This is a genomic window from Psychrobacter sp. AOP31-B2-9 (genome assembly GCF_052378005.1).
Lineage (GTDB): Bacteria > Pseudomonadota > Gammaproteobacteria > Pseudomonadales > Moraxellaceae > Psychrobacter.
This window is the reverse complement of sequence record NZ_JBQSXG010000081.1, coordinates 1-14,068: the sequence shown is the minus strand read 5'-3', so window position 1 is coordinate 14,068 and position 14,068 is coordinate 1. Positions and strand designations below refer to the sequence as shown.

The 14,068-nt window shown below is 39.4% G+C and carries 14 protein-coding genes; 9 read left to right on the top strand and 5 right to left on the bottom strand.

The features are described from left to right. Nucleotides 1-338, top strand: a 338-nt coding sequence (locus tag ACT3SX_RS09870) for a hypothetical protein (RefSeq protein WP_444761718.1), incomplete at its 5' end; no start/stop codon positions are given. Between the two features lie 162 nt (nt 339-500). On the opposite strand, the gene ACT3SX_RS09865 is transcribed toward ACT3SX_RS09870, so the two are convergent. Further along, on the bottom strand, nt 501-1,763 hold the full coding sequence (locus tag ACT3SX_RS09865; RefSeq protein WP_192518453.1) for a flavin-containing monooxygenase: 1,263 nt from the start codon (nt 1,761-1,763) through the stop codon (nt 501-503). Nucleotides 1,764-2,061: 298 nt separating this feature from the next. Between ACT3SX_RS09865 and ACT3SX_RS09860 the strand changes: the two genes are divergently transcribed. The 4 genes from ACT3SX_RS09860 to ACT3SX_RS09845 all read left to right on the top strand — a co-directional run bounded on the left by ACT3SX_RS09860 (nt 2,062) and on the right by ACT3SX_RS09845 (nt 5,910). Then, nucleotides 2,062-2,469, top strand: a complete 408-nt coding sequence (locus tag ACT3SX_RS09860) for a RidA family protein (RefSeq protein WP_192518452.1) — start codon at nt 2,062-2,064, stop codon at nt 2,467-2,469. Nucleotides 2,470-2,496: 27 nt separating this feature from the next. Further along, nucleotides 2,497-3,168: a DUF1028 domain-containing protein gene (locus tag ACT3SX_RS09855; protein WP_192518451.1), complete on the top strand. Its 672-nt coding sequence runs from the start codon at nt 2,497-2,499 to the stop codon at nt 3,166-3,168. Between the two features lie 26 nt (nt 3,169-3,194). Then, on the top strand, nt 3,195-4,163 hold the full coding sequence (locus tag ACT3SX_RS09850; RefSeq protein WP_192518450.1) for a LysR family transcriptional regulator: 969 nt from the start codon (nt 3,195-3,197) through the stop codon (nt 4,161-4,163). Nucleotides 4,164-4,392: 229 nt separating this feature from the next. Then, complete coding sequence (locus ACT3SX_RS09845) at nt 4,393-5,910, top strand: amino acid ABC transporter permease/ATP-binding protein (RefSeq protein WP_192518449.1); 1,518 nt, start codon at nt 4,393-4,395, stop codon at nt 5,908-5,910. A gap of 366 nt (nt 5,911-6,276) precedes the next feature. Here ACT3SX_RS09845 and ACT3SX_RS09840 read toward each other — a convergent pair whose 3' ends face one another. Next, nucleotides 6,277-7,026 carry a class II aldolase/adducin family protein gene (locus tag ACT3SX_RS09840; protein ID WP_442062985.1) on the bottom strand — a complete coding sequence of 250 codons (750 nt, stop codon included), beginning with the start codon at nt 7,024-7,026 and terminating at the stop codon, nt 6,277-6,279. Between the two features lie 209 nt (nt 7,027-7,235). Between ACT3SX_RS09840 and ACT3SX_RS09835 the strand changes: the two genes are divergently transcribed. The 3 genes from ACT3SX_RS09835 (at nt 7,236) to ACT3SX_RS09825 (ending at nt 10,191) form a co-directional block, all read left to right on the top strand. Beyond that, nucleotides 7,236-8,123, top strand: coding sequence for a transporter substrate-binding domain-containing protein (locus ACT3SX_RS09835; RefSeq protein WP_442069808.1), 888 nt, complete (start codon nt 7,236-7,238; stop codon nt 8,121-8,123). Between the two features lie 82 nt (nt 8,124-8,205). Next, on the top strand, nt 8,206-9,075 hold the full coding sequence (locus tag ACT3SX_RS09830; RefSeq protein WP_192992279.1) for a phytanoyl-CoA dioxygenase family protein: 870 nt from the start codon (nt 8,206-8,208) through the stop codon (nt 9,073-9,075). A gap of 144 nt (nt 9,076-9,219) precedes the next feature. Continuing rightward, nucleotides 9,220-10,191 (top strand): TauD/TfdA family dioxygenase, encoded by a 972-nt coding sequence (locus ACT3SX_RS09825; protein WP_192992280.1) that lies wholly within the window; start codon nt 9,220-9,222, stop codon nt 10,189-10,191. Between the two features lie 29 nt (nt 10,192-10,220). Here the strand turns inward: ACT3SX_RS09825 and ACT3SX_RS09820 are convergent, their stop codons facing one another. Beyond that, nucleotides 10,221-11,579: a tyrosine-type recombinase/integrase gene (locus ACT3SX_RS09820; RefSeq protein ID WP_444761717.1), complete on the bottom strand. Its 1,359-nt coding sequence runs from the start codon at nt 11,577-11,579 to the stop codon at nt 10,221-10,223. 528 nt (nt 11,580-12,107) lie between these two features. After that, nucleotides 12,108-12,935, bottom strand: a complete 828-nt coding sequence (locus tag ACT3SX_RS09815; protein ID WP_192520636.1) for an alpha/beta fold hydrolase — start codon at nt 12,933-12,935, stop codon at nt 12,108-12,110. A gap of 372 nt (nt 12,936-13,307) precedes the next feature. Between ACT3SX_RS09815 and ACT3SX_RS09810 the strand changes: the two genes are divergently transcribed. Beyond that, the gene (locus tag ACT3SX_RS09810; protein ID WP_192520637.1) at nt 13,308-13,586 is read left to right on the top strand and encodes a peptidylprolyl isomerase; all 279 of its coding nucleotides are present in this window, start codon (nt 13,308-13,310) and stop codon (nt 13,584-13,586) included. A gap of 67 nt (nt 13,587-13,653) precedes the next feature. Here the strand turns inward: ACT3SX_RS09810 and ACT3SX_RS09805 are convergent, their stop codons facing one another. Further along, nucleotides 13,654-13,932 carry a DUF4377 domain-containing protein gene (locus ACT3SX_RS09805; protein ID WP_444518450.1) on the bottom strand — a complete coding sequence of 93 codons (279 nt, stop codon included), beginning with the start codon at nt 13,930-13,932 and terminating at the stop codon, nt 13,654-13,656. Nucleotides 13,933-14,068 lie beyond the last annotated feature (136 nt).

Below are 14,068 nucleotides of genomic sequence, written 5' to 3'. Positions count from 1 at the left end.
ACTATTTTTTTTCAACCATTTCTCAAAACTCGAATATCACCACAATATTTCCAACAACTGATAGTGTCTCTCTTAGCCATCACCAGCTAGTCAGTAACTCGCAGTTATTAAACATGCAAAACAATATATCAGACCTCAATCGTGTTCCTGATAGCCCCATAGTTGATGCTATCATTAGTTATGATGATTTTAGACAAGAGTCGCAGAATACCTTGTATAGAGAGACTGACAGCTCTGTAGTACGTGAAACAGATAATGTAGTGAATAGGGAGCCAGTTTTGAGTCAGGAAATGTTTAGAATGGAAGCGAAGAGAGTCTTATATCGTGAGGCAGAATGAGGTCGCAGTAAGCATTGCAGCCCAGGTCACTGGTGTAGTCAGCGAACTACTAAGGCGTTCTCTCAATCTTAGACGTTTTGACTAGTTTGGGGACTTAAACCAAATTAGGGCCTGTTGACTATGCAACATGCCCTAATAATAAAGCATTATGGATTTATAACATTAATCAGATTTCTCAGCCAGTTTATAGCTTTGATACTGTCTTTGTATGTCAATATATTCGGCAATACGTTTGGCATCATGCCATACGCCCCAAATAAAGCTAGAGCCTTTACTAGACAGGTACGGCAAACCAACAAAGTAAATGCCTGGCTCGCTGGTGATGCCTCTATTGTGTATCGGCGCACCATTTTCTTGAAAAATATCGAACGGTAGCCAGTTGTAATCATAGCCAAAACCGGATGCCCAAATAATACTGGTGATATTGTCTTTTTCAAAATCCAATTCATGGATGGGGTTTTTCATAGAGTCAGGCATATCCATGATAATTTTTGCTTCAGGTTCTTCAGGCAAATCTAGACCATTCGCTTCAATGTAGTCATCCATCTCTTCAAGATTATCTAAGTAGTTTTTCTCAGCACTGACAATGTTGTCAACCAAATCGTCATTAAAAGAGACAGTATTGTCTTCAAAGGCTTTGGTCATTCCTACAAGAGTGATGCCATCATGACCCATTTTTCTAAAATCGACAGTTTGACCACCATTCATTCCGCTTACCGCAAACCCTTTAATAGGTCTTTGTGGTGGCTTTGTTTCGTGCCATGTGCCTAATACACCTAACCACCAAACATTGTCTCTTTCTCTATATTTACGTGGTGGTCGCTCGTGCGGGCCCACAGATAAATACACCTTTTTGCCAGCACTATTGAGTTCTGATGCAATTTGTACACCTGAAGATCCTGCACCAACAACCAATACCGCACCATCAGGGAGCTGATCGGGGTTTTTGTATTGATCAGAATGTATTTGATATAAGTCTGTTTTTTGAGGAGCAATAGCAGGAATAACGGGTTTTTGGAAAGGCCCTGTTGCGACCACAATATTATTGGCAACAACGTCTCCTTGATTAGTTTTGACGGTAAAACCTATCATATTCTTGTTTTTTACAATATTTTGTACTTCTACGCCAGTTTCTACTGGCGCATCAATCATGTGGGCATATTGTTCAAAATATTCAGCCACTTCATTGTGTGGTACAAAACTCTCTGGGTCATGAGGAAAGTCCATATTTGGAAACTTGTCATGCCAGCAAGGACCGTTGGCCACTAGTGAGTCCCATCTACGGGTCCTCCATGCTTCAGCAATTCGGTTTTTTTCTAATACCAAGTGATTGATACCTAGATTGCTTAAATGCTCACTCATGGCAATACCAGCTTGACCTGAACCAACGATGAGCGTATCTATATTTTTGTTGTTGATTGACATATGGCTATTCTCTCTATTAAACAAATATGAATGTTTGGCATAACAACTCTATTAAGGTCAAATCCTCTCAATAAATCATATCCACTGACCTCATCATAATTTTTATATATTACAAATGACAATCATATGTCCTGAATTTATACCTCAAAAAAACCGAATCAATTTGATATGGCTGAACCTAATCATTGGAAAGGAAATCTTAATTTGCCTTGAAATTGATTTGCGACATACTGTTTATAAGGCCTAACAGAAGCTTTAGACAGCACTTATTTTATTTAAACATGACATGAGGCAGCCAATGAAACACACACGTATCAGACCCTTTAATACCAAAGACACCTATCCTGAGCAAAATATTGATAATGACTTGTGCCAAGCAGTGGTGGCAAAAGGCAGCACTGTGTTTTTACGAGGTCAAATTGGCCAAAATCTAGAAACTAATGAAAGCGTTTGTATTGGCGATGTCAAAGGTCAAACAGAACAAGCAATGTACAACATTGATATGTTGTTAAAAGAGGCTGGCGGAGAGCTAGAGGATATCTGCAAAATCACCATTTACATCATAGATCCTAGATACCGCGAAGATGTTTATCGTGTGGTTGGTCGTTGGCTAAAAGGCGTACATCCTGTATCCACTGGTATTGTGGTCTCTGCATTGGCACGTCCTGAATGGTTGGTAGAAGTAGATGCCACCGCTGTGATCTAAAACTATAATTTATATTAAGGATGTACGATGACTTTTTCTATTATTGCACGCTGCACAAAAACAGGACAGTTAGGAGCGGCGGTTAGCTCATCATCACCAGCAGTGGCATCTAGGTGTATTCGTGCTAAAGCTGGTGTTGGTGTGGTTACCAGTCAAAATATAACTGACCCTAACTTGTCTCAAGTATTGCTTGAGATGATGCAATACAATTTAACGCCCACTGATGCTGGCCTAGAGCTAATTAAAAGTACAGAGTTTATCCAATATCGCCAATTAATGGCGTTAGATACAACAGGGGCACCTTTTGTATTTAGCGGTGAGCACACCCTCGGCACATTTTCTACGGTTGTTGGAAAAAATGCTTCTTGCGCCGGAAATATGCTATCTAACACGGCTGTGCCAGAAGCTATGCTAAATACTTTTGAAAAAAGCGAAGGCGCGCTTGCCAGCAGACTACTTGAAAGCTTAGTATCAGGGTATAACGCAGGTGGAGAAGAAGGGGAAGTGCACTCTGCAGGGCTGCTAGTAGTAGATAAAGCCACGTGGCCGATTGTAGATCTTCGAGTTGATTGGTCAGACACTCCAATAGAGGATTTACAGCAATTGTGGGGAATTTACGAACCTCAATTAGACGATTATGTTGTAAGAGCTTTTAACCCAACGATTTCACCAAGTTATGGAGTACCTGGAGACTTATAAATATTATTTAATCAAAAGGATTTATCGTGTTAAGTCGCATCACTCTACGCCAAATGGAATACTTTGTTACCACCGCTGAAAGTGGCAGTATTATCATCGCTTCTGAAAAGATCCATATCTCATCTCCGTCGATATCAGCGGCAATAGCGCATATGGAATCTGAGCTCCATGCGCAGTTATTTATTCGCCAACATGCTAAGGGGCTGTTATTAACAGAAATTGGTGAGCAAGTAAAAAATGCTTGCAAAGTGATTCTCGCGCAATCTTCTGATCTTTATTCTATGTCAGCTGACTTCACAGGTGTCATGCGCGGCAAAATTAAAGTAGGGTGTTTTTCATCCTTTGCGCCTTTTATTTATGCTGAAATCATACATGGGTTTTCTCATTTATATAGTCAGGTAGATTTAGAAGCAGTGATAGATGATCACCATAACTTGCTGCAAGAATTGAATCAAAACACGATAGATCTCGCATTATTATATGACTTGCATATTGATGAAAATCTAATCAATTTTACGCCATTAGCAGACCTACCACCGTATGTGCTTTTGGCAAAATCTCATCCATTGGCTAAAAACACAGCCGTTACGTTGGAAGAGCTGACTGAGTATCCGATGATACTACTAGATATGCCTTACAGTAACGATTATTTTCTTTCGCTTTTTCGTACCAAGCGTTTAAAACCCAACATTAAAGAAACTTGTAAATACGTTGATGTCATTCGTTCGATGGTTGGCAACAATATTGGTTACACCATTTTAAATGTTCGACCAAAAACTGACTTTTCATACGACGGTAAAGAGTTGGTCATGGTTAGGATATCTGGTGATGTGCGTCCTATGAAAATTGGTATTGCCACACCTAAAAATGCAAGTCTTACCAACGTTCAACAAGCTTTTGCTAGCCGTTGCCAAGCCTTTATTTCAAACCAATATATACCAGGCATGAGTGTTTCTTATTTTTCGGAAGCTCATATCAGAAATGAAAAAGAATGAGAAAATCTCAATTCAACAGCACTAGAATCGCATTCAGTACGAAAGATGATCTATTTCAATAGCATTTCGACTCTCTGGTTTTAGTTTGTAGACAAGGCTCAATCGAGGTTAAACACTAACCCAATGAACACCTTGCTACTGATTGATTAAAAGCTCGTAGCAGCCTTCTAAGCAGGCATATCGAAACATTGTCATAACTCAGTTATTAACTAATTTTAGAGGATAGAACATGCAATTTGATTGGGTATACACGTTTAGTTTGTTAAAAAATACAAACTTTTGGTACGCCACCTTAACCGTTATTGAGCTTAGCGTCTTAGTATGGTTTTTAGGCATAGTGTTAGGCTTTATACTGGCATTAGGTAAAAAATCCAAAATCAAACCGGTCTCTTTATTGAGTAGAACTTACATATGGTTGTTCCGTAGCTTGCCTTTATTGGTATTGCTTATCTTTATTTATAGTATGCCGCAGGTGTTTCCAAAAACCAGCTTTCTACTAGCATCCTCATTCATTTCAGGTTTAATAGCACTCACATTATGTGAGTCAGCCTATATTGCTGAGATTCATCGTGGCGGTCTAAATGCGGTGCATCAAGCTCAAGTAGAAGCGGGCAAGGCACTAGGTATAAAACCAATAGGCATTCAAAGACTCATTGTGGTGCCGCAGGCATTAAGAATTGCCTTACCTGCACTGAGTAATGAGTTTGTGGTCATCGTAAAATTAACCTCATTGGTGTCAGTTATCTCTTTAACTGAGATTCTACTGGTTGGCCAACGGTTATATTCTCAAAACTTCTTAGTCCTTGAGACCATGCTAGCCGTTGCTTTTTATTACGTACTTATTGTCACTGTCTTTGGCTTTTTAATTCAAAAGTTTGAAACATTTATAGATATTACGAAAAAAAACCCATCAATATTGAAAGAAGGTGAGCTGGTTAGCAGTATCACTACCAATAAATCTTTAAACAACTACAAAGAAATAAATAACGAAAGAAAAGGCGATTATGCGCTTGAAGCCACTGATATCCATAAATCATATGGCGATCATCATGTATTAAAAGGTATTGACCTAAAAGTAAAATGGGGTGAGGTGGTGTCGGTCATTGGACCATCAGGATCAGGTAAAACCACATTTATTCGCACCTTAAACAGTCTAGAGGCGCTGAATAAAGGTACGGTTGATTTAATGGGCAACCCATTTTTGAAAGATACCGAATTAACCGATAAGTCTAAACCTTTTAAAGAACAAATTGTGCATATCGGTATGGTCTTTCAAAACTTTAACTTGTTTCCACATAAAACAGTTTTAGAAAATATCATGCTAGCACCTCAATATCACAAAATGTATGACAAAGGCGTTAACCAGCTAACAGCGATTGCAATGCTCGATAAAGTAGGTATGAGAGAGCATGCTAAAAAATATCCGCATCAGTTATCTGGTGGTCAAAAACAGCGAGTGGCCATTGCCCGTGCATTAGCGATGGAACCTTCTATCATATTGTTTGATGAGCCAACCTCTGCATTAGATCCAGAATTAGTGAGTGAAGTATTAAAAGTCATGGAACAACTCGCCAAAGAGGGTCTCACCATGATTATTGTGACCCATGAGATGAGCTTTGCCTTTAAGATTTCGGATAGAGTGATATTTATGGAAGGTGGTCATATCATAGAACAAGGGTCACCAGCCGAACTAGAAAACAGTACCAATGAGAGGTTTAATCAATTTATCAAAAACGTCGATCAGTAATTGCAGTTATTATTCAAACCAAAAGTAAACCGATATATGTATGTATATCGGTTTACTTTTTTAGTAGCACGCCAGCGTGTTCATAATCCAGCATTTTCATAACTTAACGTGCTCATAGTATCGTCAGTGAATGACTAGAGCGCTACGACGTAGTCCTCCTTTAAATAAAAGTGCTAATGAGCAAACGTAATAAACGTACAGACCCTCGTACTCATTTAAGAACTCTTTGACTTATAGCATCAGCACAGCGTGGCAATCACGACAACGCAACTGGCAATTATTAATACAACCATTAAGACAATTACTAAGACCATAAAAAACCACCTATTTGCAGGTGGTTTTTTGATGTGCGCCAAGCAATATAAATTATTTAATAAAATCAGGCTCTTGTGCTAACAATAGTCTTTTTATTTCTTCAAGGTGGGCTTCGCTAAAATCCTCAATAGACTCCCAATCTTGAGCGGTTTTCTCTGCGATGTCATCAGGAATGATGTTTAAGGGCTGATTGGTTGCGTAGGCGGTTGCTAAGACCTGACAAGATCTTTCAATCGTATACATATCATCGAACGCCACACCAATACTGTGTGAGCCGATCAATATCCCGTGATTGCCCATCATCAGACGGCTATGGTTGCCTAATAAGCCTGCTAATCTCTTACCTTCTGCATTGGTATCAGCCATACCTTGATAGCATCTATCATAATTCACGCGATTGAAATAACGTGCCGTATTTTGATCAATAGGCTTAATAACAGGGTCTTTTAACGTAGAGATGGTGGTTGTATAAATAGGATGTAAGTGCAGCACACATTTAATATCAGGTCTTGATAGATGGATTTGACCATGTATGGCCCATGCGGTTGGGTCAATTCTTGCCAACAGTTCTTCATCAGGATTATTGGTGTCTAATAATATTAAGTCACTGGCTTTAATGGTTGAAAAATGTTGCCATTTTGGATTGATAAGAAACTTGCTACCATCTTCAGACACGGAAGCACTGAAATGATTGGCAACTGCTTCATGCATATTTAGCCTTGCAAACCAGCGAAAACAAGCGGCTAGGTCAATACGTGCCTGTGCTTCAGATTTCATAGAGTTGCTTATTGAGTTCGTCATAAAATACTCCTATGGGTGTGATTATTACTATACAGAGAGTATTGAAAACAGCACTGTGTTTTTAAATAGGATTTACATTAGTAGTGCGTAGGTTTTTCAAAATTGCTTTTAATAGACGCAATTTAGTATAACTAGGGTATGCCCTGTTAACGTTATCAGCACCGTTGATACTGTTGTTTAAATTCACTAACCCTTTAGGAATGAATACGATGAAACAACTAAAACTTATATTACTCTCTGTCACTGCAGGTTTAGCGCTAACTGCTTGTTCAAATGAAACACCCACTAGCAATACAGAAAATAGTGACGCCACATCTACAAACGCAAGTGTTGATAAGCAAATAATTACGATAGGGTCAGACATGACGTTTCCGCCCTATGAGTATTTAGATGAACAAGGCAACCCAGGCGGTATAGACGTAGAAATCATGGCCAAAGTGGCTGAGCTTAATGGTGCGATCACGCCTAAATGGGAAGATACAAGATGGGCAAACTTAATTCCTGGCTTAAAAGGTGGTAAGTTTGATGTACTGTACTCGTCAATGTATATCACCAAAGAACGTCTAGAACAAATTGATATGATTCCTTATTATAAGACGGACATCTCTTTATTGGTACGTAGTGACTCAGACGTTGAACCTAGAGGCGCAGATGACCTATGTGGCGAAACGGTTGGTACAATGAAAGGCACGGCATTCTCTACTCAATTGGCAGACATCTCGCAAGAATGTGTCACACAAAATAAGCCTGCCATTACCATCAATGAGTATGAAAACTCACCTCAAACCACACAAGCGCTATTGTCTAGAGCGGTTGATATTCAGTATGACGATGCAGCAGTCATGAAGTCTGCCGCTGCGAAGTTAGGTGATCGGGTTAAGGTAAGCTCTACACAAGAGTTCTTTCCCATTGTTGGCGGTATAGCAGTCAAAAAGGGAGATACTGAAACATATAAAATCATTGCAGATGGTATCGAGCAAATGAAGCAGTCAGATGGTATCGAGCAAATGAAGCAGTCAGGTGACCTAGAGAAAATACTAAGCGTCCATGGACTGACGGTTCCAAGTCAAGAAGATATTGATCAAACTATGAATTAATCAATTGTTAATTCGCTTGATAAAAGTAACGGGATAGCGGATTTATTGATGTTTTACTATAAGCAAATAGAAGGAATTTAAGATGTTAACGAGCGAGCAAATCCAACAGTATTATGATGATGGTTATTTGGTTGTAGAAAATGCCATTGAGGCTGCTGAGCTGACAGACCTATTGGGTGAGATAAAATCCTGGATCGATGAAAGTAAGACGCATACCGAAGCGTGGGGAGCGACACTGGATGGTAGAGCAAGGTTTGATATTGATCCAAAGGATCATAGTGCCGATAACCCTTCTTTAAGACGTGTCACATCTCCTACAGAGATATCTGATAAGTTCTCTGATATGGCACTTAAATCTACCATGTCAGAAATGGCAGGCGATTTGATCGGCGGCAACGGCACACGATTTCATCATAGTAAAGTCAATGCTAAACTGCCCAACACCACAACCACTGTTAAATGGCATCAGGACTTTCCATTTACGCCTCACACCAATGATGACATGCTAACCGCACTACTCATGATTGGAGAAGTTACATTAGAAAACGGACCGCTGTTGGTGGTGCCTGGTAGCCATAAAGAAGAGTTGTATTCGCATTGGGAAGACGGCAAGTTTGTGGGCAAAGTGAGTAATGAGGTAGAAAGCGAGAAATGCCAACAGTTTGTACCTTGTATTGGTAAACCTGGTTCGATCTGTTTTATGCATAGCAGATTGCTGCACTCATCTGGCCCTAACAAAAGCGAGTTGCCCAGATACCTGTTTATCTCAGTTTATAACGCAGAAGATGCGCAAGCACTATCGCCAAACCCTTTACCAAGCAAGCATGAAGGTGCGTTGGTAACAGGTATCGCTAGCGGTACAGTCAGATTAACAGAGAACAATATCCAGCTGCCCGAAGTACCTGATGGTGCCTCGTTTTTCACTCAACAAGAGATGGCTGCTACGGCCTAAGATTACAGTTTGTATAGATCTAAATAACATGGGCTCCTTTTATATAAAGGAGTCTTTTAAGTGAATTTATTCAGTAGTTAGGGTGTGTCCTCATCTGCTGATTTATATTTCAAGTTAATGTCATTACAAAACTGGAGTTACCGGATGAAAACCATTTTAACCAGTCCTATTACTGATCGATGCGCATGGAAAGGACAGGATATAAGTACCAAAAAGGACTGGATAATTGAATTAGATAGCCACTTAATTTCAGTGTTGGACAACGCACTACATTTTATTAAAGGTTTGAATAAATCTGCTCCAAATTTTAAGAAAAGTGATGTTCCGATTAAAGATGATGCTTTTTTGGATCTTATTAATAATATCTCTGAAGCATTGGAAAATGGGTACGGATTTATTGTAATTAGGGGGCTAGACCCGCTTTTATATAATGAAGAAGCGTTAATAGATATGTTTTATATTTTGGGCGTCTATTTAGGTGACTCTGTATATCAAAATAAGGATAAACAATTATTAGGATATGTTGAAAATGTAGGAGATTTATCAAAAAAAGAGACTCGGGTTTATCAAACCAATGCGTACCTGCCATATCACTCAGACCTATCTGACGTAGTGGGCTTGATCTCAATCAGGAAAGCTAAAATAGGCGGTGAAAGCAGTTTGGTCAGCTTTGCATCTGTCTATAATACAATCTTAAAAGAATATCCTGAATATTTGGCTTATTATTATCACCCTGCCTATTATCATCATTTAGGCAGTAATAACCCGTCTATAAGTCCAATTTTTAGTTATTGGGAAGGAAAGTTGGCATGTCGCTATTTAAGAAAATATATAGAATTAGGTCATGAAAAAATAAATATTCCAATCTCACGTGTTCAGACTGATGCCCTTGATATATTCGATGAAATAAGCCATCGACCTGAATATAGACTAGATATGATGCTTGAACCGGGTGATATTCAGCTATGTAATAATTATGTAGTGATGCATTCAAGAAAATCTTTTGAAGATTATGAAGATCAAGATAAAAACCGAAAACTGGTTAGACTTTGGTTGAAAATGACAAATGCAAGAGCTTTGGCTCCAGACTTTCCTGGTAAGAATGGGTTTTCATAAAATACTATAAGGCTCATATTTAAATGACATTATGCTTGGGTGCAACACCGAAGTGTATCTATATAATCTGCCCAATCCTGCATCATCTTTACTCTGGTATCTATTTCATCAAGGCGATTATAGGCACCGCCATGAGTATCTTTGATACGATGACCTAGCTGCAGCTCTGTGACGATGTCTGAATAGCGCAGATCAGGCTGCTCCATCAGTAGGGTTTTAGCTGATGCCCGAAATCCATGGGCACATTGCACATTTTTATAGCCAAGCCGATGAAATACCTGTACCAGTGCTGCTTTACTGATATAAGCATTACTTGAAGTGCGCATTGATGAAAACACATATTCTTTATGACCAGTGATAGCTTGTATCTCTTGCAGTCTTGCAATGACCTGCGCCGCTAATGGCACCACTAGATCTGACACCATATCATCACGCCCTTGGCCTTTGGTTGGAGAAAACGCCCATATACGTTTGTCCCAATCTATGTCTTGCCAGTGCATAGAACGCAAATCAATACTACGCACAAACACATAAGGTAATAAATTGATGGCGGCAATGGTAATCGTACTCGCACCATTGAATGATGCCATGTCTTGTAATAAGGTTGCGAATTTATCTGGCTTGGTGATGGCTGGTAAGTGCCTGCCTGAGTTGGCAGGTGCCAGCTCTCCTCGGGTATCTATAGCCACATTCCTATCACACAAGCCGCGCGCCACCGCAAATGAAAACACTTTTTCTGTATAGAGCCTAGTACTGGCCCCAACGAACGCCGCTTGGTTCTTATTATTTTGAATCGACTCACACACCGTTAAAATAACTTCGCTGGTAATGTCGTTCATCCTCAAATCGCCAATCTCAGCGCACATATATCCTAAGCATAAATCCCAAAATTTAAGTGTTGAATCGCTAAACCCTGCTTTATTGCCTTTACCCTTATGGCGAGTCGCCATTTTATTGGCACGCCATGCCTGAGCCACCTCAGAAAAAGGTGCGTTTTTTAAGTGCGCATATTTATGGGTTTTTTCCTTTTGGTGACGCGCTTTGGGGTCAACCCCTTTTGCTACAAGGGCAAGTATAGATTCTGCCTTATACTTAACCTCATATAAACTGACCTCTTCAATACTACCCATCATGATTTTGGGACGTTTGCCTTTAATATGCGGATGTGCGTAACGCAGGTAATATGATTTTTTGCCGCTTGGTGAGACTTGCACGCTCAAACCTGCCATACCTGATACACGAACTGAATAGGTCTTGCTTTGAGTGGTCAGCTGATTGATATCACTAAGGTCGTTGATTGCCATATTTATATCCGTCGTAATGGTTGGTGATACCGTTAATTGAATATAGCCATCACTGTCTTGACTATTGGATACCTTGATGGACACCTTGAATATTTTTATTTATAAAAATTCCTTTATAAAAAGCAGTTTAACTAACAATCATCCCCAAGGTTCACTTGGGGATGATTATAGCATAATGTACCAACAATTAAGACAATAGCGATTGGGTGATGTATTTATCACTTGAAATGCTATAAATATCGTTTTTATCTAAAATTTCAGTACATAAATTTAAAGAAAAAAATCTCTGTAACCTATATTTATCAGTAGTTACAAAGAATTTATTACCTAATTAGTGCTCGCGTACGAGCATAGAATAATAAAATAGGGGTGATAGTACTGTTCTGTGCAAATTTAGAGAGTATTATTTTGAGGTGTTTTTAAGGTACTTTTTAAAGCAGTGTGTAAATGTGTGGATTTAAAGAATTGGCAATTAATAAGAGGGGTTGAGCAGAGCGATAAATGATTTGATAAGCAATTTTATTTCCTGTCATACAAAACACTCAAAACGCTTCACTCAGCCACAATTGAGTCGTAGCTTAGTGAAGCGCTGTGTTGGTTGTTTATAGACTTTTATGCCTTGGCTAAAAACTGATTAAGGTGTTCTGCAATTTCATCAGGTTTTTCGTCAATTAACCAATGAGCGACATCTTTGATCCAAACAAGTTCCGCATTTGGAATCGTTTCTACTAACTTTGGCGCATAGTCCGGTTTTTGGAAAGGATCTTGATCTCCCCACATAATAAGTGTCTGTTGCTGAAGGTTACTCAGATCGTCAGCAATAGCCTGAGTATACTCCTTGTTTAACCGTTCAAGGTTACGGAAAAAGGCATGCTTACCATCTTCAGTCGACCAAGGTTCAAGATACATATCTATAAGCTCATCCGTCATGATGCTCTTATCTTGTACGCCTTTTGGTAAGAAGCCTCGCATCATGGTTAAAAAATCCTCCGAGCTCATATCAGACTCAGCGCCAGGCTCTTGCAAGGGTTCAAACTCTGGAATAGGCCACGAATCAAAACAGATACTATCTATCAAGACAAGCTTACGAATTTTCTCTGGATAATTAACTGCGATCAATTGCGCAATACCGCCACCAATATCATGCCCAACAATATCAGCACGCCGCGCACCTAAGACGTCCATGAGTTTTGCGATTATGCTACTCTGAGCGTTAATGGACACATCTGCATCGTTTGGTTTGTCAGATTTACCATAATTGAGAAGGTCAGGGGCGATGACACGATGTGTCTTTGCAAGCTCTGGAATGATATTTCGCCACATAAGGCTGTTGGTTGGAATCCCGTGTAGCAGAATTATCGGACTACCTGAGCCTTGTTCCAAAAATGCAATTTTATGCCCATCAATGTACGTATGGTTTTTTGTTATTTGAGTACTCATAGCGTTCTCCTAAAAATGACTATCAATGATTGTGAGGCCATCCTGCGGGTAAGAAAAGTCGTTCTGGTGTTGTATCAAAAATTGTTATTTTAAAGTCAGGTAAAGCAGACCAACCCGAAGAAAGTGATGTTCATCATACATTAATAGTAAGAAAATTATGGCTTTAACGGTTATTGGTTTGTACCTCGAACGTTATGAGTTTGTTGAAATGCCTAAATAATTTATAATGTTGTAAAGTTTAAAAAAACACCTTTTAACGTATTAAATGGCAACTTGATGCTGTTTAGCGGTATCAATATCTCATGATCAACTATAGATAATAAGTAGTGATATAATACTCCAATAATCAATATTTTATAAAAGGTCTACCTTATGGCTCGTACCGCTAGCGCATTACACATTTTAGTAAAACACAAAGAACAGGCTGAAGACATTATTGCCAAGCTTAAAAAGGGTGCCAAGTTTGATGTGCTCGCTAAGCGATATTCAACCTGCCCATCAGGTAAAAAAGGCGGTAGCTTAGGTGAGTTTCAAAAAGGCGACATGGTACCGCCATTTGATAAAGTCTGCTTTACTGGTGAACTTTTCACCCCGCATTTAGTGAAAACCAAATTTGGTTGGCATGTGGTGAAAGTGCTTTATCGGACGTAAGTGTCCTCGCCAGCCATACCAGCGTGTACCTCTTGCACTCTGCTGCCTTGGGGTTGCATTTTAATCACTAGGGTTGGGTTCTTTTCTTTTCAATGACTTGTACCAGCCCGCTCTGTACTGATGATGCATCAGCAGGTGGCATAGCAACGGCTGTGTTTTTGATAAGCAAGGTATACTCATAATTAGGTTCATAATCAAAACCCTCTATATCACTATATCTGTACTGCCAATCTGTTTGACTATCCGTTTGGTCAGCTGGCTTTGTTAACAGGCATGATTGTGGCGCGACGCCTACACAGTTTACTTGATGGTCAGCGACGATGATTTTGCGTAATACATATGGCATGGCATGTACAGTTAGCTGACGTTCGCCATCTGGCTTTGATTGCTTGTCTGTTATTTCTATATCACCCTTGACTTCTATATAGGGGCTGTATAGAATTGAGAAAACATTGAAAAAAATAAGCAACGCCTTACTCTAG

Bases quoted from the DNA above. Each gene is read 5' to 3' on its own strand.
- ACT3SX_RS09865 (WP_192518453.1), bottom strand. From the start codon at position 1,763: ATGTCAATCAACAACAAAAATATAGATACGCTCATCGTTGGTTCAGGT.
- ACT3SX_RS09860 (WP_192518452.1), top strand. From the start codon at position 2,062: ATGAAACACACACGTATCAGACCCTTTAATACCAAAGACACCTATCCT.
- ACT3SX_RS09855 (WP_192518451.1), top strand. From the start codon at position 2,497: ATGACTTTTTCTATTATTGCACGCTGCACAAAAACAGGACAGTTAGGA.
- ACT3SX_RS09845 (WP_192518449.1), top strand. From the start codon at position 4,393: ATGCAATTTGATTGGGTATACACGTTTAGTTTGTTAAAAAATACAAAC.
- ACT3SX_RS09840 (WP_442062985.1), bottom strand. From the start codon at position 7,026: ATGACGAACTCAATAAGCAACTCTATGAAATCTGAAGCACAGGCACGT.
- ACT3SX_RS09835 (WP_442069808.1), top strand. From the start codon at position 7,236: ATGAAACAACTAAAACTTATATTACTCTCTGTCACTGCAGGTTTAGCG.
- ACT3SX_RS09830 (WP_192992279.1), top strand. From the start codon at position 8,206: ATGTTAACGAGCGAGCAAATCCAACAGTATTATGATGATGGTTATTTG.
- ACT3SX_RS09825 (WP_192992280.1), top strand. From the start codon at position 9,220: ATGAAAACCATTTTAACCAGTCCTATTACTGATCGATGCGCATGGAAA.
- ACT3SX_RS09815 (WP_192520636.1), bottom strand. From the start codon at position 12,935: ATGAGTACTCAAATAACAAAAAACCATACGTACATTGATGGGCATAAA.
- ACT3SX_RS09810 (WP_192520637.1), top strand. From the start codon at position 13,308: ATGGCTCGTACCGCTAGCGCATTACACATTTTAGTAAAACACAAAGAA.
- ACT3SX_RS09805 (WP_444518450.1), bottom strand. From the start codon at position 13,932: ATGCCATATGTATTACGCAAAATCATCGTCGCTGACCATCAAGTAAAC.